Source organism: Microlunatus flavus (assembly GCF_900110855.1).
In the GTDB taxonomy this organism is placed as follows: domain Bacteria; phylum Actinomycetota; class Actinomycetes; order Propionibacteriales; family Propionibacteriaceae; genus Microlunatus; species Microlunatus flavus.
In genome coordinates this window covers 193258-217673 of sequence record NZ_FOFA01000001.1, presented here as the reverse complement: position 1 = coordinate 217673, position 24416 = coordinate 193258, and the positions used below count along the sequence as shown (strand labels likewise).

Below are 24416 nucleotides of genomic sequence, written 5' to 3'. Positions count from 1 at the left end.
GGCGGGAGGTCATCGTCGGCCGCGTCCCCTGTGCCCGGCCTGAGCGGTGCCCGGCCGGAGGGGTGCCGGGCGGGCGGGGGCTCAGCGCAGGCTGGCGAAGACGTCGTCCACGACCGGCCCGGTGCGGCCCCGCTCGACGAACCACTCCGTCCCGAGCACCCGGCGGAACAGGGGCCTTGGCAGGCGCAGCAGCAGCGAGAGGGTGCGGGCCCCGCCCGCGGAGCTGGCCTGGCTGACGTGGGCGCGCATGGCCCGCCGCTTGACGTCGGCGTACGCGCGGACGTCGACGCGGTGGGTGATCTCCTCGGGCCCGCTGTAGTTGCGGTCGTAGTCGGCCAGCACCACCTCGGGCAGCAGCCCCGGCGTCGCGGCGACCAGCCGGATCAGGGGCCGGATGCGGGACCGGTCGACCGTCGCCTCCAGCACGAGCGGGGTCCCGGCGACCCGGGCCGCGTACGTCCCGACGGCGTGCACCTGGACGTGGTCGGGGTGCCCGTAGCCGCCCGCGGGGTCGTAGACGGTGAGCGCGTCGGCCCGCTCGCGGCGCAGCAGCTCGACCAGCGGCGCGGCCGCCTCCGGGACCGGGAGCCGGCTGAACGACCCGGGCGGCGCCGCGGTCCGGTAGCCGGAGTCGGCGAAGTCGAGGCGCACGACGTCCGCGCAGCCCAGGGCGGCGGCCGACGCCTCGAGCTCGGCGAGGCGCCGCGCGGCCAGCCCGCCCCGGTGGTGCTGCGGTGCGGCGAGGCCCGCGGAACCGTTCGTGGCGACCGCGACGACCACGCGGTGCCCCTCCGCCGCGGCCCGGGCCAGGGTGCCGCCGGTGTAGAGGACCTCGTCGTCGGGATGCGCGTGGAACGACACCAGGGTGAACGGCACCGGGGCAGCCTAGGTCGGCGACGCTGCTCAGGTTCGGCACAGGACCGGCTGCGCACCATCGCCTCGATGAGCGTCCACGAGGGCCGGCGGTCCCCCCTCCGGCTCCTGGCGTCGGTGGGGGTCGCCGGCGTCGCCGTGGCGCTCGTCGCGTGGGTGCCCGGGCAGAGCGGCAGCAGCTGGAGCGGCGTCGCGCAGGTCGTCCGTGAGGTCTCCGCCCCGGACCTCGCGGCCCTCGCCGTCCTCTGGCTCGCGGGGCTGGTGGCCAGCGCCACCGGTCTCGCCGCCTGCCTGCCCGGGCTCCTCGTCCGCCGGGCCCTCGCCCTCAGCCTGGCCGGGAGCGCTGTCGCCAACGTGCTGCCCCTCGGCGGCGCCGCGGGCATCGGCACCAACTACGCGATGGTCCGCTCCTGGGGCCACGGCCGCGCCGCCTTCGCGACCTACACGGTCGTCACGAATCTGTTCGACGTCGTGAGCAAGGTCGTCGTGGTGGCCGTCGCCGCGGTGCTCGTGCTCCTCGCCGGGCAGGCGGTGCTGCCCGGCGCGCTCGCGACGACGGCGCTCGGCGTCGCCGGCGCCGTGCTGCTCGGGGCCCTCCTGCTGCTCCGCACGAGTGTGGCCACGGCCGTCGGCGGCGCGGTGGACACGGCCGCGGCCCGCCTCGGGCGGGTGGTCCGGCGACCGCTCCGCACCGACCTTCGGCACCGGCTCCCGCAGCTGGGTGCCTCCTGCGTCACGCTCCTGCGCCGGGCCTGGCCCCGGGTCGTCGCGGCCGGCACCGCGTACGCCCTGCTCCAGGCCGTCCTGCTCGCCGCCTGCCAGCGCGTCTGCGGCCTCCACCCTGGCCTCGCCCTCGTGGCCGCCCTCTTCGCGACCGACCGGCTGCTCACGCTCGTGCCCGTGACGCCCGGAGGGGTCGGGGTCGTCGAGACCGCGCTGTCCGCCGTCGTCCTGGCCGGGGGGCTGCCGGCCGCACCGGGACTGGCGGCGGTGCTGCTCTACCGCGCGCTCACCGTCGCCGCGGAGGTCCCGGTCGGCGGGGCCGTCCTGCTCGGCTGGGGGTTGCGGCGCTCGTGGGGCCGGGGCGTCCGGGACCTCGCGCCCGAGCCGGCCGCGGAGGGCGCCGCGTGAGGATCCTGCACGTCAGCGACGTCTACCTGCCCCGGCTCGGCGGTATGGAGCTGCACGTCAGCGACCTCGCCCGCCGGCAGGCCCTGGCCGGCGAGGACGTCACCGTGGCCACGGCGACCGCCGGCCCCACCGAGGAGGGCGTCGTCCGCCTCGACCGCCCGGGCCGGCGGCAGGCGGACCTCGAGCGGCTGGTGGCCCGGCTCGACGTGGACGTCGTGCACGCCCACAGCTCGCTCGTCTCGCCGCTGGCCTGGGCGGGCACCCGCGCCGCGGCGGCGGCGGGCGTCCCGGCGGTGGTCACCCTGCACTCGCTCTGGCCGCAGGGCGCGCCGGGTCGCGCGCTGGGGGCGCTGCTGCGCGACGTGCCGGAGGGCACGGCCTGGACCGCCGTGAGCACCGTGGCGGCCCGCGTCCTCGCCCCCGCGCTGCCCGGGCGCACCGTCGGCGTGCTGCCGAACGCGGTCGACCCGGCGGCCTGGGCCCCGCGGACGCCGCTGACGCCCGGTCCGGCGCCGGTGCTGGTCTCGGTGATGCGGTTCGCCCCGCGCAAGCGACCCCTCGCCCTCCTGCGGGTGCTGGAGGAGGTCAGGCGCCGGGTCGGCGAAGAGCTGCCGCTGCGGGCCCTGCTCGTCGGCGAGGGACCGCTCGACGCGGCGGTCCGGCGCCGGATCGCCCGGCCGGCCCTGTCCGGGTGGGTCACCGCGACCGGGCGGTTGGACCGCCCCGAGATCCAGCGCCTGCTGGAGCGGGCCGACCTCTACCTGGCCCCGTCGCGGCAGGAGTCGTTCGGGATCGCCGCGCTCGAGGCCCGCTGCGCCGGGCTGCCCGTGGTCGGGATGGCCGGGACGGGCCTGGCCGACTTCGTCACCGACGGTGTCGACGGCCACCTCGTCGGCAGCGACGAGGAGCTGGCCGACCGGCTGGTCGACCTCGTCCGGGAGCCGGGTGCGCTCGAGGCGCTGCGGCGCACGGCCCGCCGCCCGGTCGAGGGCCTGGACTGGGCGACCGTCCTCGACCGGCACCGCGCGCTCTACGGCTCGCTGCTGCCGGCCGGCGCAGCCGCCGCGGTCAGCACGGGCGCGGCGGCCCGGCGCTAGGACCGGACGTCGCGCAAGGGCTCCTCGGTGGCGCGCGCGAGCAGCGCGCCGTGCGGACGCACCCCCTCGTCGCGGCGGTGGTGCTCCTCGACGACCTCGAGGCCCGCCGCCGCCAGCAGGTCGGCCAGCGCGTCGGCCGACCACGCGTACGCGGTCACGACCGTGTGCGCGAACGCCGCGCCCGGCTCGCCGTCCACGAAGCCGAGCAGCAGCGTGCTGTCCGGGCGCAGCACGCGCCGCAGCTCGGCGAACGTCGCCGGCAGGGCCTGCGGAGGCTGGTGGATCAGCGAGTACCAGGCCAGCACACCCCCGACGCAACCGTCGCGCAGCGGCACGGCGTCGGCGGACGCGCGCACGAACGCGACGCCCGGCCACGTCGCGCGGGCGTGCGCCAGGAACCGTGCCGAGAGGTCGAGGCCGACCGCCGACCGGCCGCGGGCGGCGAGGAGGGCGGTCCAGTGGCCGGGTCCGCAGCCGGCGTCCAGCAGCGGACCCTCCGCGGCGTCGCACCACCGCTCGACCAGCGCCCGGTCCGGCGGGGCCGCACGGTCCACGTCGCCGAACCGTTCGGCGTACGCGTCCGCCCAGGTGTCGTACGCCGCTCCGACCGCCTCGTGCGCCACGCGGCGATGCTCGCACGCGCCGCCGCCGTGCCCGTGTGCCCCGCTCCGGAGGTGCGCTCCCCGGCTCAGCGGTCGGCGTCGAGGCGGTAGCCCAGGCCGCGCAGGGTGTGCAGGGTGGTGAGCCCGAAGGGCGCGTCGAGCTTGCGGCGCAGGTAGCCGATGTAGACCTCGACGATGTTGTCGCCGCCCTCGTAGGCGGAGTCCCACACGTTGTCGAGGATCTGGGCCTTGCTCAGCACGTCGCCGGCGTTGCGCATCAGGTAGAGCAGCAGGCCGTACTCGCGCGCCGTCAGGGTCACCGCGGTGCCGCGGCGCGTGACCGAGCGCCGCGACGGGTCGAGCACGAGGCTGCCGACGGTGAGGAGGACGGGCCGCTCCGGGGCGCCCCGCCGGATCAGCGCCCGCAGCCGGGCCACCAGGATCATGAAGCTGAAGGGCTTGGTGAGGTAGTCGTCGGCACCGAGGTCGAAGGCGTCGGTCTCGTCGTACTCCCCGTCCTTCGCCGTGAGCATCAGCACGGGGGCCCACACCTTGCGGTTCCGGAGCTCCTTGAGGACGTCGTAGCCGTTCAGCCCGGGCAGCATGATGTCGAGGACGATGACGTCGTACGGGTTCGACGACGCGGCCCACAGGCCGGTGACCCCGTCGGACACCACGTCGACGGAGAAGCCCTCGGCGACCAGCCCCTCCTTCACCACCTCGGCGAGGCGGTGCTCGTCCTCGACCAGCAGGATCTTCACCCCGACGCCCTCCCCGGCAGGCCCGTCGCCATGCTCGTCCGGCATCGTGCGCCGCGCCCGCTGAGCCCGACCTGAGCAGGACCCGGACCGGCAGCGCCCGCGGGCCGTTCAGGACCGGCACAGCCGCCGCGGAGGACCGTGCTGCGCGTGCCGACCCCAGGACGCGTCGCGAGGTCCGGACCGGCGTGGCCCTGGGCCCCCGTCCGGACGGCTCGCGTCGTGCCGACGGCGTCGTGGCGCCCGCCGTGGGACGATCGCCCCGAGGTGGCGGCGGGGAGAGGTGGGGTGCGCACGCCGATGAGGCGCAGGCTGCAGCTCCTGGGCGCACGGACCGGCGTACGGGTCCGGTCGGTGCTGGTGGCGGTCGTCGTGGTGCTGGTGGCGCTGCTGCTCGGCGGTTCCGCGCTGGTGCTGGCGCTGTGGACGTCGCTGGAGCAGTCGGCCGAGGCGACCGGGGTCACGCGGGCCGCGGAGGTCGTCTCCCAGGTCGCGGCCGACGGCGTGCCGGCGACCGCCGCGACGCTGGGGGAGCGTGGCCGGACCGACGCGGTCACGCTGCTCCTGGACGACCGGGGCACGGTGGTCGGCTCCTCGCGCCGGTCCGCGACGGCGGCCCTGTCCCTGGAGCGGCCGGACGTGGGCGCGTACAGCTCTGTGGAGCGCGACATCGACACCCTCGACGAGGGCGGGGAGTGGAAGGTCGTCACCACCGCCCTGCGGTCGGCCGACCGGACCTGGTTCGTGCAGGTGGCCGTGCCGATCCGCGTGCAGCGTGACACCGTCCGCACCGTCACCGTCCTGCTCCTGGCCGCCGCGCCGCTGCTGCTCGCCGCGGTCGGCGTCGCGGTGTGGGTGCTGGTCGGGCGGGCGCTGCGCTCGGTCGACCAGATCCGCGCGACGGTGGCCGAGATCGACGCGCGGCGGCTGGACGCCCGGCTCGAGGTGCCGCCGACCCGGGACGAGATCGCTGCGCTGGCCGGGACGATGAACGCGATGCTCGACCGCCTGCAGTCCTCCGACACCGCTCAGCGCACGTTCGTGTCCGACGCCAGCCACGAGCTGCGCAGCCCCCTGGCGACGCTGACGACGGCAGGGGAGCTGGCGGCGAGGACGGGCGACGACGAGGCGCGGGCCCGCCTGCTCGCCACGATGAACGCCGAGCTCGGCCGGCTCGGCGCCCTGGTCGCGGACCTGATGACGCTGGCGCGGGTGGACGCGCACGAGACCGTCACCGCCCCGGCCGACGTCGACCTCGACGACCTGGTGGACACCGAGGCGCGGCGCCTGCGGACGACGACGGACCTCGAGGTGCAGAGCCGCGTGGAGGCGGTCCGGGTGAGCGCGGAGCCGGCCCGGGTGGCGCAGCCCCTGCGGAACCTCGTCGACAACGCGGCCCGCCACGCCGCCCGTACGGTCGTGCTCACGCTGGTCCGGGAGGGTCGCGAGGCGGTCGTCCGGATCGACAACGACGGCCCGCCCATCGACGCCGCCGACCGCGACCGGGTGTTCGAGCGGTTCGTCCGGCTCGACGCCAGCCGTTCCCGCGACGCCGGGGGCAGCGGGCTCGGGCTCGCGATCGCGCGGGCGGGCATCGCCTCCCAGGGCGGTCGGCTCGCGGTCGTCGAGCACCCCGAGGGCTGGTGCCGCTTCGAGGTGCGCCTCCCGCTGCCCGACGCCGGCGGAGCCGTCGGCGACGGACCTGACGCTCTCGGTCCGGGCACTCTCGTCCCCGACGGCGGTGGAGGCGCGTGACGCGAGGCGGCCGGCGAGGTGGCCGCGCACGTCGTCAGTCGGAGAGGTCCTCGCCCCACCCGTCGTCGACGGCCAGCGGCAAGGTCCCGGTGTGGGCCAGCACGGCCCGGTCCCAGCGCGCCACGGCTCGCCGTACAGGGTCGTTGAGGTCGGCCAGCCGCACGAGGCCGACCGGGCCCTCGGGCAGCGCCGCCAGGGCGTCGAGGTGGCGGCCGAGCTCGGTGACCAGCGCCTCGGCCGCTCGCCGCACCTCGCAGAAGGTCGGGTCGCTCACCGTCCGCACCGCTGCCTGCACGCTCATCCGTCCAGCGTCCGACCGGACGGCTGAGCCGGGCCTGAGCCGGTGCCACCGGGTCCGGGGAACCAGCCGGTGACGAGCCTGTCGGTGCACCTGGTCGTGGCCCTCGCCGTCCTGACGGGGCTGGCGGTCGTCGTCGCGGCGCTCGCGCGCCTGGGCACCGCCCGGGCCGACGCCGTCGCGGTCGTCCGGGCGCTCGGCCAGCTGGCCCTCGTCTCCCTCGTCCTCGTCGCCGTCCTCGGCCGGCTGTCCTTCTCGATCGCCTTCGCCGTGGTGATGCTCGGCGTCGCGGTCGGCACCTCGGCCCGCCGGATCGGCGCCGGACGGGCCTGGCCGTGGGTCCTGGTCGCGATGGCCTCGGGTGCGGTCCCGGTGCTGGTGGTGGTCTTCGCCTCGGGTGCCGTGCCCTGGACCGGGGCCGCCGTCGTCCCGATGGCGGGCATCGTCATCGGCGGCGCGATGACCGCCAGCAGCCTCAACGGGCGCCGCCTGTTCGCCGCCCTCCGCGAGGAGCGCGACACGTACGAGGGCGCCCTCGCGCTCGGCCTCCCGGTGCCCGTCGCGGTGCGGCTCGTCGTCGCCCGCCACCGCGCGGAGTCCCTCGTGCCCGGGCTCGACCAGACCCGCACGGTCGGCCTCGTGACCCTGCCCGGTGCGTTCGTCGGCGTGCTCCTCGGCGGCGGCAGCCCCGCGCAGGCCGGCGCCGCCCAGCTGCTCGTGCTGGTCGGGCTGCTGGCCGCCCAGACCGTCGTCGTGGTGGTCGGTTCCTGGCTGGTCGAGCGGGGCCTGCTCGTGCCGGAGGACCTGCGGGCCGCGATCCGCCGGCCGCGGCGACCCCGGGACGGGGTGCCGGTCGAGCTCTGAGCCGAGCGTTCAGGTGCGGCTCAGCGGGCGCACCGAACACTGGCCCGGCGGCCGTCGTCCTGCCCCAACCAGACGCCGGCCGCGACGCCGAGGCAGCGCCGCGCTCGGGTCGCCCGCCGACCGCCCGTCCCGAGGACCGCCATGACCGCCGCCCCCGTGCCCACCGCCGCCGCCCCCGCCGACACCCCGGCCGTCACCGACGCGACGGGTGCCCGCTCCGACCTCGCCGTGAAGGTTCCGGCGCTGACCGTTCTGTTCTGGGTCGTCAAGACCCTCACCACGGGCATGGGGGAGGCACTTTCGGACTTCCTGGCGAACTCCGACGTCGTCGTCGCCGTGGCCGTGGGGGTCGTCGGCCTGGCCGGCGCGCTCTGGCTGCAGCTGCGGACCCGTCGCCTCCGCACGCCGGTCTACTGGCTGGCCGTCGCCATGGTGGCGGTGTTCGGGACCATGGCGGCCGACGCCGTGCACCTCGTCGGGCTGCCGTACGCGGTGACGACCGCGGTCTACCTGCTCGTCGTCGCCGGGCTGCTCCTCGCCTGGCACCGCGGCGAGGGCACGCTCTCGGTGCACAGCATCACCACGCGCCGCCGTGAGCTCTTCTACTGGGCGACCGTGCTGGCCACCTTCGCGCTGGGCACGGCGGCCGGAGACCTCACCGCCGACCAGCTGGGGCTGGGCTACCTGACGTCGGCCGTCGTCTTCGCGGTCGCGATCGCCGTCCCCGCCCTGGCCTGGCGCTTCCTGCGGCTGAACCCGGTCGTCGCCTTCTGGAGCGCGTACGTCCTCACCCGCCCGCTGGGCGCCTCCCTCGCCGACTGGTGCGGCAAGCCCGCGTCGCACGGCGGGGGGCTCGGGCTCGGCGACGGGACGGTCGCCGCGGTGGCGTGCGTGCTCATCGCGCTCCTCGTCACCGTCCTGACGCTGCGCCGCCGCGAGGCCTGACCGCCTCGCCGAGGGTCCTGCCGGCCCAGGACGACGAACGGGAAGGTTCCTGCACCATGGTGGTGCGGGAACCTTCCCGGTGCTGGTGGGAGCCGGTGCCGCGCGCCTCAGCGCAGCGGCGTCGTCAGGCCCAGCGGGTCGTAGAGGCACGCGTCGCGGGCGGCCAGGACGGCGCCCTCCGTCACCGGCGGGGCCTCCTCCTCGGTGACGAGGATCCGCGTGCCGGCGTACGGGCCCTCGTGCACCCGGGCCCGGAGCTGGCGGTCGAGAGCCGGCATCAGGTACGACGCCAGGTGCCCGACGTAGCCGCCCAGGATCACCGCGTGCGGGTTCACGGAGCCGAGGACGTCGTCGACCGCGCGGCCGAGGGCCGTCCCGGCCCGGTCGAGGGCCCGGCAGACCGCCTCGTCGCCCGCCGCCGCACCGTCGGCGAGCAGCTTGACCGCTCCCTCCGGATCGGTGACGACGAGCTCGGCGGCCTCCTCGGGCGTCCGCAGGCCCGCGTGCGCCAGGAGCTCCTGGACGCGGACCACCGAGTTCAGGCAGCCGTGGCGACCGCACCAGCACTCGGCGCCGTCGGCCTGGACGTGGAGGTGGGCGAGGTCGCCCGCGCCGCCGCCGGCGCCGCGGAAGATCTCGCCGTTGACGACGAGCGCGCTGCCCATCTCGGTGACGCCGCCGAAGTAGGCGACGACGGTGGAGGAGGCGTCGCTCAGCTGGGCGCGGGCCGCGTAGAGGCCGGCGAGGTGGAAGTCGGAGGACAGGCCGACGCTGACGTCGGGGAGCCCGGCGTCGGACAGGGCGGCGCGCACGGCCTTGCCCACGCCCGCACCGTCCCAGCCGAGCGCGCGCGACGTGACGGCCATGCCGTCCGGGGTGACGTAGCCCGGGACGGCGATCTCGACCGCGACCAGCTGGAGACCCTCACCCACGTGGGCGAGCTGGTCGACGACCAGCCGGGCGAGCACCTCGGCGCCGTCGTGGTGGTCGGTGAAGGAGGCCGTGGCCGTCTCCTGCCACAGGTCGGTCCCGCCGACGGTCGTGCCCTTGACGTGGATCCGGTCGACCTCGACGTGCACGCCCATGACGGCCCACGGCTCGCCGTCGAGGGCGATCGGACGGGTGGGCCGGCCGGCGCCGGGACGCCGGATGGGGTCGAGCTCGACGACGAGGCGGCGCGAGCGCAGGTCGCCCACGAGGTCGGTCATCGTCGAGACGCCCAGGCCGCAGCCGCGGGCGGTGTCGTGACGGCTGCTGGGACCGTGGTCACGCAGGTAGCGAAGGATCGCGGTGAGGTTGCTCTGGCGCAGCTCGCCCGAGCCTCCGCCCCGCGCGAAGCCGTCCCGAACCCCCGTCGGTTCAGCCATACGTATCCCTGCCATGAGATTGAACCTTAACCGTTGAAAGAGAAACTGACGCCTGTTGGGAAACCTTGTGGAAATCTTGACGAAACCCGAACCTGACAGCGCTTTTTCTCGTCCTGGTTGGAAAGTCGCGCCGAAGGGGTCGAAGCGGGCTACATCCCTGGTCACGCTGCGATAACGGTGTCGGAGGGTCTCCGCCAACCCCCTGACCGGGCTTCCGGGCGCGCCACGCCGGTGTCGTCGGGCCGTCGGGCGGGCAAGCCCTTACCGAGCCCGCCAGGGGCCACCACCGCACCGTCGGCGACCGCCACGCGTCGCTGGGTCCGCCCCTCGTGGACGGCCACTAGGGTGCTGGTGCGCCGGCGCCGTGCCGGTCCTGCTGCAGGGAGCCCGCTCACGTGACCGTCCTCGGTTCTGACCTCGAGTCCGCCGACGTCCCCGACGCCTTCACCCAGGCCGCGTCGCGCTACGACCGGATGGTCTCGCTGAACCCGGGCTACCACCGCCACCTCCGCTCGGCCGCGGCCGGGCTGCTGGAGACGCTGGACCCCCACCGCCTGCTGCGCCTCGTCGACCTCGGCTGCGGGTCCGGGGCCTCGACCCGCGCCCTCCTGGCCGCCGCGCGGGCGGAGCGTGCCGACGTCCGTGTCACCGGCGTCGACGCGTCGGGGGGCATGCTCGAGCAGGCCCGCGCCAAGCGCTGGCCCGTCGGCGTCGACTTCCACCAGGGGCTCGCGCAGGACCTCGGCGCGCACCGCGAGGAGTGGGGGCTCCAGGCGCCGGCGGACGGCGTGCTGGCGGCGTACCTGTTCCGCAACGTCGTCGAGCGGGACGCCGTGCTCGCCGACGTGCACGCCCTCGTCTCCGACGGCGGGACGCTCGTGGTCCAGGAGTACTCGGTCGCGGGCTCCCCGCTCGCTTCGGCCGTGTGGACGCTGGTCTCATGGGCCGTCGTCATCCCGCTGAGCTGGATCACCTCGCGCCAGACGCGCCTCTACCGCTACCTGTGGCGCAGCGTGCGCGAGTTCGACTCGGTGCAGACGTTCGTCGACCGCCTGTACGCCGCCGGCTTCGTCGACGTGGAGGTCCGGACGGTCCCGGGCTGGCAGAACGGCATCCTGCACACCTTCCGAGCCCGAAAGCCAGCGTGACCTCTTCCCCCTCCGTACGCCCCCGCTCCTCCTCGTCCACCCGGCCCGCAGCGGCCGGCCGGGTCCTCGGGGTCGGCGCGTGAGCCGCGCCTGGACGCCTGGGCGTGACCCGCGGGCCGTCCGGCACGCAGCCGCGGGCGGACGGAGCCGGCTGCCCGACGACGCTGGACCCACCGTCGTCGTCGGGGGCGGGATCGCCGGCATCGCCGCGGCCACCGGGTTGGCCGAGCGCGGGGCGCGGGTCGTGCTCGTCGAGCCGGAGGAGCAGCTCGGCGGCCGCGTCCGGGCCTGGCCGCTGGCCGACGGGCGGAGCATGAGCCGCGGGTTCCACGCCTTCTTCCGGCAGTACTACAACCTGCGCGCGCTGCTGCGCCGCGCCGACCCCGCCCTCGAGCGGCTGGTGCCGATCGAGGACTACCCGCTGGTGCTCGCCGACGGGCCCTCGGACTCCTTCACCGGCATCCCGCGGACCCCGCCGCTGAACCTGGCCGCCTTCGTCGCCAAGAGCCCCTCCTTCACCCTCGCCGACCTGGCGCGGGTGGACGCGGGGGCGGCGATGGAGCTGCTCGACGTGTCCTTCCCGCAGACGTTCTCGCGCTACGACGGCGAGAGCGCGGCGGCGTTCCTCGACCGGCTGCGGTTCCCCGAGCTCGCACGGCACCTGGCGCTGGAGGTCTTCGCCCGCAGCTTCTTCGCCGACCCGGACGACTTCGCCGCCGGGGAGCTGGTGGCGATGTTCCACGCCTACTTCCTGGGCTCGTCGGAGGGCCTGCTCTTCGACGTCCCCGTCGACGACTACGAGACGAGCGTGTGGGGCCCGCTGCGGCGCCACCTCGAGGGGCTCGGGGTGGACGTGCGGACCGGTGAGGCCGTCGTCGGGCTCGACCTGTCGGCGCCCGGCGCGGCGACGCTCCTGCTCGCCTCGGGCGAGCTGCTCGAGGCCGGGTCGGTCGTCCTCGCCGCCGACCCGACGACCGCGCGGCGGCTGCTGCTCGAGGCCGGGGTGGACGACCCGTCCTGGCGCGACCGGGTGGCCGCCCAGCGACTCGCCCCGCCGTTCGCGGTCTGGCGCCTGTGGCTCGACCGCACCGCCGACGCCTCGCGGCCGCCGTTCCTGGGCACCAGCGGCTTCGGCCCGGTCGACAACGTGTCGCTGGTCGAACGCTTCGAGGAGGGCGCCCGCGCCTGGACGGCGGAGCACGGCGGCTCGGTCGTGGAGCTGCACGCGTACGCGCTCCCCAGCGGGCTCGACGACCTCGACGAGCCGGCGCTGCGCCGCCGGATGCGCGACGAGCTCACCCGGGCCTACCCCGAGCTGGCCGACGCGCAGGCCGTGCACGAGGAGTGGCTGGTCCGGCAGGACTGCCCGCTCGCCGCCCCGACCCCGTGGCTCGACCGGCTGACCGTCGAGACCCCCGACCCCCGGCTCGTGCTCGCGGGCGACGGTGTCCGCTGCGACCTGCCCGTCGCGCTCATGGAACGGGCGGCGACCACCGGGTTCCTCGCGGCCAACGCGCTGCTCGCCCGCCACGACGTCCGCGGCCACGACCTGTGGAGCGTCCCGATGCAGGCCCGCAACCGCGTCAGCCCGCCCCTGCACCGCCTGCTCGAGCGCGCCTCCTGACCCTGAGGGGTCGCGCCGGAGGTACGTCGAGCGTGGTCCCACCTCGGCGAGCGGTAGCCCTTCCCGCTCACGAACCTCGTCGGAGCGGGAAGGCGTACCGCTCGCGGACAAGCGAACCGAGGGCACACGTGGGGACGCAAGAGGGGGACGGCCCGTACGGACCGTCCCCCTCGTGCTGCGCCGGTGTCAGGCCGGCGCGGCGTCTGGTGCGTCAGCCCTTGGCGGGCGTCTTCAGCTTGAGCGCGCGGGCGATGGTGAAGTGCAGGTCGGTCTGGTCGGTCAGGCCGACGATGTTCGCGGCCTGCGGGCCGTAGCCGGCGATGCGCACCTGGGTGCCGGTGTGCTCCTGGCTGGAGCCCTCGGCGGCGGTGCCGTAGCTGAGCGTCATCGGCGCCTTGTCGGCGGTCTCGAGGCGCACCGTCAGGCCGGGCGTGGTCTCCCCGTCGTAGACGATCTGGCTCGTGTGGCCGTGGTCGGCGGTGACGAAGACCGAGGTGTTGCCGTCCTTCTTGGCGAAGTCGAGCGCGACCTTGACGGCCGCGTCGAAGCCGACGGTCTCGCCGATCTGGCCGCACGCGTCGGCGGCGTGGTCACGCTTGTCGATGCTCGCGCCCTCGACCTGGAGGAAGAAGCCCTTGTCGGCGCCCTTGAGCAGGGAGATCGACTTGGAGGTCATGGCCGCCAGCTGCGGCTGGGCCGGGGGCAGGTCCGGGTTCTGCTTGCAGCGGGCCGGGTCGGCGAGCGCGCCGTCCTTCGTGGCGGCCGGGCCGGTCCACTGCACCGGCAGGTTGCCGTCGGCGAAGAGGCCGAGCAGCGGCTTCTTCTGGTCGGCCTTCGCGACGCTCTTGAGCTCGCCGTCGGTCGTGATGACGCGGTAGCCGCGGGCCTTGGCCTGGTCGGCCAGGGTCAGGCCCTTGTACTTCCCGGCGGTCGCCTTCTCCGCGAAGGACGCCGCCCCGCCACCCATGGTGATGTCGGCGCGCGTGGCGAGCAGCTGCTCGGTGATCGAGCCGTCGCCGCCGTTCTCGAGCGCGTTCGTCGGGCAGGTCTTCGTCGTCTCCTCGGGGCCGTAGCAGGAACGGTCGGTGACGTGGGAGACCTGGACGGCCGGGGTGGCGTCCTGGATCTCGGAGGTGGTGATGTCACCGGTCTTGAGGCCGCGCTGCTTGGCGAGCTCGAGCAGGGTGACCTGCTTCTTGCCCTTGACGTCGACCGAGATCGCGCCGTTGTAGGTCTTGGTGCCGGTCGCCCAGCCGCTGCCGCTGGCCGCGGAGTCGGTGACGTAGTTGGGCTTGCCGGTCTCCTGGTCGAGGGAGAACGTCGTGTACTGGCCGGTCAGCGGCAGGGCGTCGATGCCGGGGAAGCGGCCGTCGGCGCCGAAGCGGTAGTTGCGGGCCGAGGTGATCTCGGAGTCGCCCATGCCGTCGCCGATCAGCAGGATGACGTTGCGCGCCTTGCCGCCCTCGACGGCCTTGCGGATCTTCTTGGTCTGGTCGCCGTCGAGGCGCGTGGCGCCGCCGTGCGCGGCCAGCTGGGCCGGCGAGGTCGTCGCGGGCCCGGCGACGGCGACGCCGGCGCTGAAGGCCACGGCGGTCGCGGCGAGGCCGACGACGAGCGCACGTGCGCGCGGTCGCGGGAGGGAGAGAGGCATCTGTGCACCTTCGCTACGGAGCTCCTGCCCCGTGCAGGAGTCGCACGGTGATCTGATCCACCCCCGGGGAACACCGCGTGAACGGCGGGTGAACCTCCCGGCACGGGCGGGTCAACACTGAGAGCAGGCTGTCGCGAACCTGTGCGCAGGCTGTCGGACCTGATCTTGGGACGCCTGATCAACAGGGTTGTCCACACCCTGAGGACGATCGTCGGCGAGGAGGCCGAGCCGGCGGCGGACCATGATCGCGACCGGGGCCGCTCCTGGTCAGGCCATGATCAGCCGGGGAACTCGCCCCGTCGCCGCAGCTCGTAGCGCCGCTCGGCGTAGTCGCGGTCGTCGACCCAGAGCTGGTGCGCCGTCCTCTTGATCATCGGGATCAGCAGCGGGGCCGCCAGGTTGGCGATCTTGAAGCCCTTGCGCTCGCTGTACGCGATGGTCGCCTCGGTGATCATCGTCAGCGGACGACCCTCGGCGTCGACGCCGAGCGGCGTCGCGTGCGTCTCCACGACGCTGCCGGCACCCTCGCCGTCGGTGATCGTCATGACGATCGTGCGCGGGTCGGGGCAGGCGAACTCCGCGCGCACCGGCACGCCCCAGGTCTTGTTGATCCGGAACGTCACGTCCACGACGAGGCACTCGGGCGTGCTCGCGGCGTCGTCCACGACCAGGTGGCTGAAGGCGTACGGGTGGAACCACGCGCCGTGCCACGGGTCGAGGCGGTTGGCGATCACGTCCTGCGGCTCGCACACCGCCGGCTCGGAGATGACCGCCGCCACGGAACCCTTCGCGGGCGGTCGCACCGGCAGCGACGGCCGGTCCGTGGGCGGCTCGCCCGCGGTGGGCAGGCCGACCCAGATCAGCACGCCGTCGTCGAACGTCCGGTACGGGCTCCACGTCCGGTCGCCCTCGCGGGTGAGGGCGAGGCCGTGCCAGCGGCAGTACATCGTCCCGTCGATGACGGGGCAGCGGTCCATCAGCGCCCCCAGGTGGGGGCACGAGCCGGGGCCGGCCACGAGACCGCCGTCCTCGTCGCGCCAGAAGACCACCTCGCGGCCGGCGATGGTGCGCGTCACCGACTCGGTCCGGCCCACGTCGGCGCTGACGCCGGCGACGAACCAGCCGCCGCCGGTCCGGGCCTGGGACAGGTCGAGGGACTTCCCGATCCGCGAGGGGCGTGCCAGCCGCCAGGTCTCGCTCATCTTGTCCTCGCGCGGCTGCGGCACCCGCTCGATGGGGATGCGCGCCGGCGTGCGGCCCGCGACGGGGACGGCCGGCGGGCTCGGCGGCGTCCGGCGTGCGCGGGCGCCGGTGGCGGGCTGCGCGGTGCGCTCGGCCTCGATGCTCACGCGAGCTCCTTCGTGGTCGGCGACGGGTGCGAGAGGGACCGCGGCGGCCCGGCGACCAGCACCCGGCCGGTGGTCAGCGCCTTGCGCCAGGTGGGGACCCGGACGCGCTCGCCGAACACGTCGTACCCGGCCCGCTCGATCCGCTCGAGGATGCGCGCGTAGAGCACGCGGGCGGCGCCGACGCAGCGCGCCGAGCGCGGCGGCAGCATCGCGATGCCGGTGTCGGCGTAGGTGTAGAGCTCGCGGTTGCGGGCGATCTCGAACGACAGGCAGGCGCGCCACTCCGGGGTGACCTTCCGCCCCTCGGGGCCGTGCCCTGCGGGGGGGACGACCCCCCCGGGCCCCCCCGCGACAAACGGGGACAGGTCCACCCCGAACCGGCGCAGGTCCTCCTGCGGCACGTAGACACGGCCGCGGTCGAGGTCCTCGCCGACGTCGCGGAGGAAGTTCGTGAGCTGGAAGGCGAAACCGAGCGCGCGGGCCGGCTCCTTGGCCGCGGGCGAGGTCGGCTGGAGGACCGGCAGCATCATCTCCCCGATGACGGCCGCCGAACCCTCCATGTAGCCCAGCAGGTCCTCCCACGTCTCGTACGTCGTGGTGGTCAGGTCCATCGCCATGGCGGCGAAGAACCGGTCGAAGCACTCGGGGTCGACCGCGCAGACCCGGACGCTGTGCACGATGGCGGCCATCACGGGGTCCTCGCTGCTCCCGGCGGCCAGCGCGTCGCGGAACCCCTGCGCGAAGGCCTCGAGCCGGGCGGCCGTCCGCGGGTGGTCCTGGGCGGGTTCGGGGCGCCGGGACTCGGGGTCCGGCCCCTCCTCCTGCGGCAGGTCCACGATGTCGTCGGCCAGCCGGCACAGCGCGTACACCGCGAAGACGTGGCGCCGGCGTTCCTTCGGCAGCAGCGCCGCACCCCAGTAGTAGGTGGTGCCGTGGCGCCAGGTCAGGCGCGCGCACTCGGCGTAGCCGCGCTCGAGCTTCGCGGCCTCCACGCTGCCGTCGACGGCCGTGGCGAGGCGGACGGGTCGGGCGGGCGCGGTCACCGGCCCGGCCCGGGCAGGTAGTCCGACACCCGGCGGGCGGCGAGCTTGCCCGAGATCAGGACCATGGGCACCCCGACGCCGGGAACCGTGCCGGAGCCGGCGAAGAACAGCCCCGGCAGACGGCGCTCGACGTTCGGCGGCCGGAAGGGTCCGGTCTGGGGGAACGTGTGGGCCAGCGCGAACGGCGTGCCCGCCGCCATGCCCTGCTCCTTCCACTCCAGCGGCGTCAGCAGCTCCTCGACGACGACGTCGTCGGGGTAGCCGTTCTGGCCGAGGAAGGCGTGCAGGCGGTCGCGCATCCGCGGCGCCTCCTGCTTCCAGTCGATGCGCCCGGCGTCCAGGTTGGGGACGGGCTCGAGCACGTAGAGCGACGAGCAGCCCTCCGGCGCCTGGTCGGGGGCGTCGAGGGAGTGCACCGAGACCAGCCGTGACGGGTCGGGCATCAGCGTGCCGCGCTCGAGCAGCGCATCGAAGCTCTCGTCCCACTGCTCGCCGAAGTGGATGTTGTGGTGCGCGGCCTCGGCCGGCGGGAGCCCGTTGACGCCGACGTGCCAGACGACGGCCGAGGGGGAGTAGTCGCCCTTGCCGGGGCGGGCGGCCCGTGGCGGGCGGAGGTCGGGGAGCAGCTGCTCGTATGCGACGGGGGTGTCGAGCGTGCACACCACGGCGTCGGCGCGGACGGTCTCGCCGCCGGCGAGGCGGACGCCGGCCACCCGCCCGCTCGGCGAGCGGAGCACGGCCTCCACGGGGGAGTCGTACATCAGCTGGGCGCCGGCCTTCTCGGCCGCGGCCGCCAGGGCCTGGGGGACGGCGTGCATGCCGCCCTCGGGGAAGTAGACGCCCTCGATGCTGTCCATGTAGGTGATGACGGCGTAGATCGCCAACGCCTTCTCGGGAGCGAGGCCGGCGTACATGGCCTGGAAGCTGAACAGCTTGACCAGCCGCGGGTCGGTGAAGAAGGAGCGGACGGCGTCACCGAGCTTGCGGAACGCGCCGAGGCGCACGAGCTGCGCCGCGGCGCGCGGGCTGCGGAGCAGGTCGAGCGGGGAGTCGAAGTTCACGTCGATGAAGTGCGGCATCTCGGCGAGGTAGAGCTTGCGCAGCCAGGCCACGAACTCCTCGAACGCGGCCGCGTCGACGCTGCCGCAGGTGTCGGCGATCTCCTGGCGCATCTCCTCGCGGCTGCCGCGGACCATGATCGTGCTGCCGTCGGCGTAGCGGGCGCGGTACGCGGGGTCGAGCCGCTTGAGCGGGCCCAGCGCCGACAGGTCGGACCCGGCGGCGCGCAGGGCGTCCGAGATCAGGTCGGGCATGGTCAGGACCTTGGGACCGGTGTCGAAGGAGAAGCCCCCGCGCTGCAGCTGCCCGCTGCGGCCCCCGGGGCCGGACGCGCGCTCGACGACCGTCACCTCGTAGCCCGCCCCGGTCAGGTGGCAGGCGGCGGCGAGGCCGGCGAGGCCGGCTCCGATGACGACGACGGGGCTCAACGTGTTCTCCAGGTCCTGCCCGGCGGGAGGGTGAGCCAGGTGCTCACCGGTCCCTCCAGGCGATCAGGTGGGCCATGCCGGTCAGGCCGGCGACGCCGTCCTCGGCGAGGTCGACGCGGGCGAGGGCCTCGCCCGCGGAGCGGACGTGGGCGCTGATGCGCGCCTCGACCGCCTCGACGACGCCCTGCTCGGCGAGCGCCGACTGCAGCAGCGTCACGTCGGCCGGGCTCAGCTCCGGAGTCCCGACGCGGCGCAGCACCCGCCGGGCGCTCCCGTGCAGGCGCTCGTCGGCGAGGGCCATGATCACGGTCGGCTTGCCGCTCAGCAGGTCGTCGCCGGCGGGCTTGCCGGTCGAGCGCGGGTCGCCCCACACCCCGAGCAGGTCGTCGCGCAGCGCGAAGGCCTCACCGACCTCCTCGCCGTAGTCGAGCAGCGCGTCGCGCACCTCGGCCGACGCACCGGCCGCGGCCGCGCCGAGCTCGAGGGGGCGCTGGACGGTGTAGCGGCCCGACTTCATCCGGGCCACCCGGCGGGCGTGGTCGAGGTCGCGCCGCCCCGCGGCGCTGCCCGTCAGGTCACGGCTCTGGCCGTGGACGAGCTCGATCACGAGCAGCCGCCAGATCTCGCGCATCGGCCGCGGGAGCTCGGTGACGAGGTGGTCGGCCTCGGCGTGGGCGAGGTCGCCGACCAGCACCGCGATCGACTCGCCGAAGTGGCGCGCGTCGCCCCGCGCGCCCGCGTGCAGGTGCAGCTGGGCTGCGAGCGTGTGGACCGAGGGCTGGCCGCGGCGCGAGTCCGACTCGTCCATCACGTCGTCGTGGATCAGCGCGAAGATGTGGAGCAGCTCCAGCGCGGCCCCGGCCCGGACGACGTGGGCCGCCCCGCCGTCGTCCGTCGTGCCGGCGCCCTCGGCCCCGGGACCGCCGCAGGCGACCCAGCCCCAGTACGCCATGCTCGGCCGGATCCGCTTGCCGCCGGTGCCGTTGAGCGCCTGCAGCATCTCCGGCAGGTCGTGGTCGAGCAGGATGTCGGCGGGCGGCGCCGGCGGGCTGCCCGGTCCGAGCGGGCTCGCCAGCTCCACGCGCCAGGTGTGCACCAGCCGGGCGATGGCGTCGTGCAGCGCCCGGTCCACCTCGGCGAGGTAGTCCTGCGTCAGCGCGCCGGTCGAGGCCGGCGGGAGCGAGCTCACCGAACCGTCGCCCCGGCCGGGACCGGCCCGGAGCGGCCCTGCCGCCGCGGCGCTCACGCGGCTCCCCGCGACGCGACCACGCAGCGCGGCACGCCGATCAGGCGGGGCGTGGGCCGGCGGGTCAGAGCCACGCCGTCGTCCGCTCGTCGAGCTGGGGCACCTGCAGCGCCGCCCACGGGCTGAAGGCGAACGGCGTCGCGCGTACGGCCTGCGCCAGCGAACCCCACTCCACCCACCTCCACTCCATGACCTCCGAGGCGTTCGGGGAGAGCGTCGAGCCCGGATGCGTGCGCGCGGTGAAGACCGGGCACACCTCGTTCTCGACGACGCCGCTCGCGTCGGTGGCCCGGTAGGCGAAGTCGGGCAGGGTGCAGGTCAGCTCGCCGACCTCCAGGCCGAGCTCGTCGACCATCCGGCGCCGGACGGCGTCCTCGAGGGGCTCGCCCGGGCGCGGGTGCCCGCAGCAGGTGTTCGTCCACACGCCGGGCCAGGTCCGCTTGTCCAGGGCCCGCCGCGTCAGGAGCACCCGCCCCTCGCCGTCGCCGACGTAGGAGGAGAAGGCCAGGTGCAGGGGCGTCTGCTCGTCGTGGACGCTCAGGCGCGGCGCGCTGCCGACGGGGGTGCCGTCCGCGTCGACGAGCACGACCTCGTCGGCGGCGTGGAGCGGCGAGGGGGTTGCGGTCGCGACCATGGCACGACTGTAGTCAGCGCGGCGCGCGCGGCCCGGCCCGACGAGCGGCCGTGGCGGGCGCCCTGGAGGCGCCAGGGTGCCGGGCGTCACACCCCGAGGGCCTCCGAACCGCTGCCGGGCGCCCTGCGGCTCACGTATTATTCCGCTGAGCCTTGCTGACCCCCCGAGGGCTCGGCCACCTGCCCGGCGGGCAAGGGGCGACAGACGAACAGTGCTTGAATTCAGTGTGGCCAGGCGCCGACCCCAGCCGGGACGTCGGGCGGGCCGCCCACGGGGAAGGACTCCCACGAACGGGTCGATGCGGGTCGCCATGCTCGGTACGCGCGGGGTCCCCGCGCGCTACGGCGGCTTCGAGACCTGCGTCGAGGAGGTCGGCCGCCGTCTGGTCGACGCGGGCCACGAGGTCGTCGTCTACTGCCGCCCGCCCGAGGGCGAGCGGGCCGCGGACCAGCCCTCGTCCTACCTGGGCATGGAGCTGGTCCACCTGCCGGCCGTGCGGCACCGCGTCCTGGAGACCCTGTCGCACACGGCCGTCTCGATGCTGCACCGCTCGATCTCCGACGTGGACTGCGCGATCGTCTTCAACGCCGGCAACGCCCCGCTCATCCCGGTCCTGCGCGCCCACCAGATCCCGGTGGCCACGCACGTCGACGGCCTCGAGTGGCGCCGCAGCAAGTGGCGCGGCGCGGGCCGGCGCTACTACCGCATGGTCGAGTCCCTGGCCGTGCGCTGGTCCGACGCGCTGATCGCCGACGCGGTCGGGATCGCCGACTACTACCGCACCGAGTTCGCCGCGCCGACCGAGCTCATCGCGTACGGCGCGCCGATCATCACCGACCCGGGCTCCGACCGGATCGCCGAGCTCGGGCTCGAGCCCAAGGGCTACCACCTCGTCGTGGCCCGCTTCGAGCCGGAGAACCACGTCCTCGAGATCGTGCGCGGCCACGTCGCCAGCGACTCGCGGCTGCCGCTCGTCGTCGTCGGCTCCGCGCCGTACGGGCAGGAGTACACCGCCGAGATCGAGGCCGCGGCGGACGACCGTGTGCGCCTGCTCGGCGCGGTGTGGGACCAGGAGCAGCTGGACCAGCTCTACGCCAACTCGCTCACCTACGTGCACGGCCACTCGGTCGGCGGCACCAACCCGTCGCTGCTGCGCGCCCTCGGCGCCGGCGCGTACGTCGTCGCCTACGACTGCATCTTCAACCACGAGGTCCTCAACGGCGACGGCGACTACTTCCGCACCTCGGAGGACGTCGCCGAGCTGCTGGTCGCCAGCGAGCGCGAGCCGCAGCAGGCCGTCGACCTCGGCGGGTTCGCCCGCGAGGCCGTGCGCCGCTACGACTGGGACGACGTCGCCCGGCGCTACGAGGAGCTGTGCCGCCGGCTCGTCGAGAACGGCTCGAGCCGGCGCAGCGGACGTCCCAGCGGACGCCGCGTCATGACCTGGACGGACTCGGCCGAGCTGTCGGCGGTCGAGACGACCGGTCCCGGCGAGGACGCCCGGCCGACGGCCCGCGCCGACGTGCGTCGCCACGCCGACGCGCGCGTCTGACCCCTTCCGCCGTCCTCCGGCCGGCGGGGCCGCCCCTCAGCGCCCGACCGCCGGAAGCCCGCCCAGCACCGCGGACCGCCACCGCTGGGCGAACGCACGCTCGGTGAACCGCTCCTCGTAGGTCGCCCGCGCCCGCTCCCCGGCCCGCTCCACCGTGGCCCGGTCGAGCCGGCGCAGCACGGCGGCGAGGGTGTCGACCTCGCCCGGACCGAAGAGCCAGCCGTCCACCTCCGGCGTCACGACGTCGAGGAGCCCGCCCGCGGCGCTGGCGACGACGGGCCGCGCCCGAGCGAAGGCCTCGATGGCGACCAGGCCGAAGGGCTCGGGCCGGTCGGAGGGCATGACGACCACGTCCGCCGCACGCAGCCAGGGCGACGGGTCGGGCACCTCCCCGACGACCTCCACCGAGCCGGGGTCGCCCAGCCCGGCGACGAGCGCGGGCACGTCGGTCCGGTCCCCGCTGGCCGGAGGTCCGCCGAGGACCACCAGCCGCCCCGGTGCGCCGGCGGCGTCCCACGCCGCCAGCAGCGTGGCGTGGCCCTTCCAGCCGTTCCAGCGGCTGGCCACGACGAAGCGCAGCGGACCCGTGCGGCCCGCCAGCGGTTCCGGGGCACCGGGGTCGGGCGAACCGTTGGCGACCACCGTCGTGCGACGACCGAGCCAGCCGGGCAGCGAGGCGGCCGACGCCTTCGAGATGGCGACGAGCCGTCCGCAGGCCCGGGCCGGCCCGGCGAGGGCCGCCAGGTCGGCCGCCGACCAGATCTCCTGGACGTGGCCCACCACCTGCCGCACGCCGGCGAGCCGCGCCACAGGGGCGGCGAGCAGGGTCGCGCTCGACGTGCAGTAGACGACCGAGGCCTGCGCCCGGCGCAGCTCGACGAGCAGCCGCGCCCCGCGGGCCGCGAGCCGGGCCAGCCCGACGGGCGTCCGGTACGCGCGCCGCAGCACGGGCAGGTCCAGGTGCCGGACCCGTACGCCGCGCCCCTCCAGGACCCCGCAGAGCGCCATCGCCGGCTCCGGGTGCGTCAGGTCGGTCGGCAGCCACACCTCGAGGGCCCCGACCCGCGCGTCGGCCCGCGCTGCGTCTACCATCTCCAGCAGCATCCGGTCGGCGCCGTACAGCTCGTCGCTCGGGTGGATGAAGATGAGCGTGGTGCCCGCGCGGGGGTCGTCGGGGGTCGGCCGTCCGGGGAGCATGCGCGAATCGTAGGTGGCGGGGGCCTGCGACGGTTTATCCTTCTGGCGTTCCCCATCGTCGGCGCGAGCCGGGCTGAGTGGCGCGGGTCGCGCCGCCGGCGGCCGCCCGAGAGGACCTCATGCCCCCCGAACGCACAGCCGGTGCCCCCGGCGCGCACGCGCCCGCCGGCACGACCGCCGGCACGCCGGCCGCGGCCGGCACGACCGGAGCCCCCGGGTTCCGCGAGGCGCTCGCCCGCCTGCGCGGGGCGCAGAAGAGCGCCCGCGGCGGACCCCCGTACTCGATCTTCGTCAACCGGCCGCTGGGCCGGGTGCTCGCCGCGCTGGCGTACGTCGCGGGGCTCACGCCCAACCAGGTGACCGCGCTGAGCGCCGTCGCCACGTTCGCGGGCATCGTGCTGCTGGCGCTCGCGCCCGCCACCTGGGCCACGGGGATCGGGGTCGCGCTGCTGCTCGTCCTCGGCTACGCGCTCGACTCCGCCGACGGCCAGCTCGCCCGCCTGCGCGGTGGCGGCAGCCTGCTGGGGGAGTGGCTCGACCACACGGTCGACTCGCTCAAGGTCGTCGTGGTGCACATGGCCGTGCTGGTCACGTGGTTCCTCCACCTCGACCTGGCGCCGGGCTGGCTCGTCGTGCCGCTGGCCTTCGCGGCCGCCTCGAGCGTGCACTTCTTCGGCATGATCCTCGTCGACCTGCTGGGTCGGACCACGCGGGCCGAGCTCGGGGTCCCGGCCCCGGCCAAGACCGCGCCCGGCGCCTCGAGCGCGCTGCTCAAGCTGCCGACCGACTACGGCGTGCTCTGCCTGGCGATGCTGCTGCTCGGCGCCCACGCGGTCTTCGTCGGCGTCTACACGTTCCTCGCCGCCGCCACGGTCGGCTACACGCTCCTGGTCGTGCTCAAGTGGCGCCGCGACGTCGTCGCCCTCGACCGGCTCCGCGCGGAGGCCCGGGCCGATGTCGCCTGAGCAGCCACGGCGCACCTCCGGCGCCGGTAGCGTGGGACCCGTGGAGGTCGGACGGCTCACCGGTGCCTTCGACCTGCTGACGGTCGGGCAGCTCGACGTGATCGCGCAGGCCCGGCGCCGCTGCGAGCGGCTCGTGGCCCGGGTGCGGACCGACGAGCAGGTCGAGCGGCTGGAGGGCCTCGCCCCCGTCATGCCGCTCGACGAGCGGATCAGCCTCGTCGCCGCCCTCAAGGACGTCGACGACGTCGACGTGGTCGGCCCCGCCGAGGCCGCGGCCGGGCTGGGGCCCAAGCAGGCCTACCTCTTCACCGCCGAGGCCCCGGGTGCGACGGCGGAGGTGCTGCGGCCCCGCAGCGACGCGCCGGCGCTGCCCGCGGTGGCCGAGGTCATCGTCCGCACCGAGGCGTCCGACCCCGGCGTCCGCGTGGGCTACGTGCCGGGCGGCTGGGACATGTTCCACATCGGCCACCTGCGGATCATCGAGCGGGCGCGCTCGCTGTGCGACCGCCTGGTCGTCGGCGTCGTGACCGACGAGGCCCTCGTCCGCGCCAAGGGCCGTCCGCCGATGGTGACGCTGGCCGAGCGCGCTGCGGTGGTCGACGCGATCAGCCTGGTCGACGACGTCGTCGTCGACACCTCCTCCAACAAGCTGCTGGCCTGGGAGAAGGTCGGCTTCGACGTCCTGTTCAAGGGCGACGACTGGCGCGGCACCGCCAAGGGCGACCGACTGGAGGCCGAGATGGCGCAGGTCGGCGTCGAGCTGCGCTACTTCCCGTACACCCCGCACACCTCGAGCACCGCGCTGCGCTCGGTCCTCGCCGCCCGCTGAG

The 24416-nt window shown here is 75.4% G+C and carries 22 protein-coding genes; 10 read left to right on the top strand and 12 right to left on the bottom strand.

The window, feature by feature from the left end; all coding sequences use genetic code 11:
* Window positions 1-81: 81 nt before the first annotated feature.
* Window positions 82-876 carry a PIG-L deacetylase family protein gene (locus BMY04_RS01005; protein WP_091177848.1) on the bottom strand — a complete coding sequence of 265 codons (795 nt, stop codon included), beginning with the start codon at window positions 874-876 and terminating at the stop codon, window positions 82-84.
* A gap of 66 nt (window positions 877-942) precedes the next feature.
* Here BMY04_RS01005 and BMY04_RS01000 point away from each other — a divergent pair, with 66 nt between their 5' ends.
* Window positions 943-2004 carry a lysylphosphatidylglycerol synthase domain-containing protein gene (locus tag BMY04_RS01000; RefSeq protein WP_170853934.1) on the top strand — a complete coding sequence of 354 codons (1062 nt, stop codon included), beginning with the start codon at window positions 943-945 and terminating at the stop codon, window positions 2002-2004.
* Window positions 2001-3101, top strand: a complete 1101-nt coding sequence (locus BMY04_RS00995; RefSeq protein WP_091177273.1) for a glycosyltransferase family 4 protein — start codon at window positions 2001-2003, stop codon at window positions 3099-3101. Before BMY04_RS01000 ends, BMY04_RS00995 begins: the two co-directional genes overlap by 4 nt.
* On the opposite strand, the gene BMY04_RS00990 is transcribed toward BMY04_RS00995, so the two are convergent.
* Together BMY04_RS00990 and BMY04_RS00985 are read right to left on the bottom strand one after the other, a co-directional pair.
* Window positions 3098-3724 (bottom strand): class I SAM-dependent DNA methyltransferase, encoded by a 627-nt coding sequence (locus BMY04_RS00990; protein WP_170853933.1) that lies wholly within the window; start codon window positions 3722-3724, stop codon window positions 3098-3100. The two genes, BMY04_RS00995 and BMY04_RS00990, sit on opposite strands and share 4 nt — an antisense overlap.
* A gap of 65 nt (window positions 3725-3789) precedes the next feature.
* Window positions 3790-4464: a response regulator transcription factor gene (locus BMY04_RS00985; RefSeq protein ID WP_091177271.1), complete on the bottom strand. Its 675-nt coding sequence runs from the start codon at window positions 4462-4464 to the stop codon at window positions 3790-3792.
* Window positions 4465-4761: 297 nt separating this feature from the next.
* Here BMY04_RS00985 and BMY04_RS00980 point away from each other — a divergent pair, with 297 nt between their 5' ends.
* Window positions 4762-6216, top strand: coding sequence for a sensor histidine kinase (locus BMY04_RS00980; protein ID WP_139209694.1), 1455 nt, complete (start codon window positions 4762-4764; stop codon window positions 6214-6216).
* A gap of 34 nt (window positions 6217-6250) precedes the next feature.
* Here BMY04_RS00980 and BMY04_RS00975 read toward each other — a convergent pair whose 3' ends face one another.
* On the bottom strand, window positions 6251-6517 hold the full coding sequence (locus BMY04_RS00975; RefSeq protein ID WP_091177269.1) for a hypothetical protein: 267 nt from the start codon (window positions 6515-6517) through the stop codon (window positions 6251-6253).
* A gap of 69 nt (window positions 6518-6586) precedes the next feature.
* Here BMY04_RS00975 and BMY04_RS00970 point away from each other — a divergent pair, with 69 nt between their 5' ends.
* Both BMY04_RS00970 and BMY04_RS00965 read left to right on the top strand, forming a co-directional pair.
* Window positions 6587-7378, top strand: coding sequence for an ABC transporter permease (locus BMY04_RS00970; RefSeq protein WP_091177268.1), 792 nt, complete (start codon window positions 6587-6589; stop codon window positions 7376-7378).
* A 141-nt stretch (window positions 7379-7519) separates the two neighbouring features.
* Window positions 7520-8323, top strand: a complete 804-nt coding sequence (locus tag BMY04_RS00965) for a COG4705 family protein (RefSeq protein WP_091177267.1) — start codon at window positions 7520-7522, stop codon at window positions 8321-8323.
* 107 nt (window positions 8324-8430) lie between these two features.
* On the opposite strand, the gene BMY04_RS00960 is transcribed toward BMY04_RS00965, so the two are convergent.
* On the bottom strand, window positions 8431-9690 hold the full coding sequence (locus BMY04_RS00960; RefSeq protein WP_170853932.1) for an ROK family protein: 1260 nt from the start codon (window positions 9688-9690) through the stop codon (window positions 8431-8433).
* Window positions 9691-10085: 395 nt separating this feature from the next.
* On the opposite strand from BMY04_RS00960, the gene BMY04_RS00955 reads away from it, so the two are divergent.
* Window positions 10086-10838 (top strand): class I SAM-dependent methyltransferase, encoded by a 753-nt coding sequence (locus BMY04_RS00955; RefSeq protein WP_091177265.1) that lies wholly within the window; start codon window positions 10086-10088, stop codon window positions 10836-10838.
* 79 nt (window positions 10839-10917) lie between these two features.
* Window positions 10918-12462: an FAD-dependent oxidoreductase gene (locus BMY04_RS00950; protein ID WP_091177264.1), complete on the top strand. Its 1545-nt coding sequence runs from the start codon at window positions 10918-10920 to the stop codon at window positions 12460-12462.
* Between the two features lie 211 nt (window positions 12463-12673).
* Here the strand turns inward: BMY04_RS00950 and phoA are convergent, their stop codons facing one another.
* The 6 genes from phoA to idi form a co-directional block, all read right to left on the bottom strand.
* Entirely contained in the window at window positions 12674-14113 is a 1440-nt protein-coding gene (phoA, locus tag BMY04_RS00945) for an alkaline phosphatase (protein ID WP_091177263.1), read from the bottom strand.
* 278 nt (window positions 14114-14391) lie between these two features.
* Window positions 14392-15462, bottom strand: coding sequence for a Rieske (2Fe-2S) protein (locus BMY04_RS00940; protein ID WP_198409869.1), 1071 nt, complete (start codon window positions 15460-15462; stop codon window positions 14392-14394).
* Window positions 15459-16505: a phytoene/squalene synthase family protein gene (locus BMY04_RS00935; RefSeq protein WP_232506018.1), complete on the bottom strand. Its 1047-nt coding sequence runs from the start codon at window positions 16503-16505 to the stop codon at window positions 15459-15461. The genes BMY04_RS00940 and BMY04_RS00935 overlap by 4 nt, the downstream gene beginning before the upstream one ends.
* Window positions 16502-17992: a phytoene desaturase family protein gene (gene crtI, locus BMY04_RS00930; protein ID WP_091177262.1), complete on the bottom strand. Its 1491-nt coding sequence runs from the start codon at window positions 17990-17992 to the stop codon at window positions 16502-16504. Before crtI ends, BMY04_RS00935 begins: the two co-directional genes overlap by 4 nt.
* Window positions 17993-18035: 43 nt before the next feature.
* Entirely contained in the window at window positions 18036-19238 is a 1203-nt protein-coding gene (locus tag BMY04_RS00925; protein ID WP_232506017.1) for a polyprenyl synthetase family protein, read from the bottom strand.
* Window positions 19239-19302: 64 nt separating this feature from the next.
* Window positions 19303-19872, bottom strand: a complete 570-nt coding sequence (gene idi, locus BMY04_RS00920) for an isopentenyl-diphosphate Delta-isomerase (protein WP_091177261.1) — start codon at window positions 19870-19872, stop codon at window positions 19303-19305.
* Between the two features lie 298 nt (window positions 19873-20170).
* Here idi and BMY04_RS00915 point away from each other — a divergent pair, with 298 nt between their 5' ends.
* Window positions 20171-21424, top strand: coding sequence for a DUF1972 domain-containing protein (locus BMY04_RS00915; RefSeq protein ID WP_091177260.1), 1254 nt, complete (start codon window positions 20171-20173; stop codon window positions 21422-21424).
* A 36-nt stretch (window positions 21425-21460) separates the two neighbouring features.
* On the opposite strand, the gene BMY04_RS00910 is transcribed toward BMY04_RS00915, so the two are convergent.
* A complete protein-coding gene (locus BMY04_RS00910) occupies window positions 21461-22621 on the bottom strand; it encodes a glycosyltransferase family 4 protein (protein WP_091177259.1) in 1161 nt (386 codons plus the stop codon).
* Window positions 22622-22740: 119 nt separating this feature from the next.
* Here BMY04_RS00910 and BMY04_RS00905 point away from each other — a divergent pair, with 119 nt between their 5' ends.
* Complete coding sequence (locus BMY04_RS00905; protein ID WP_091177845.1) at window positions 22741-23586, top strand: CDP-alcohol phosphatidyltransferase family protein; 846 nt, start codon at window positions 22741-22743, stop codon at window positions 23584-23586.
* 40 nt (window positions 23587-23626) lie between these two features.
* On the top strand, window positions 23627-24415 hold the full coding sequence (locus tag BMY04_RS00900; protein WP_232506016.1) for an adenylyltransferase/cytidyltransferase family protein: 789 nt from the start codon (window positions 23627-23629) through the stop codon (window positions 24413-24415).
* Window position 24416: the final 1 nt, after the last annotated feature.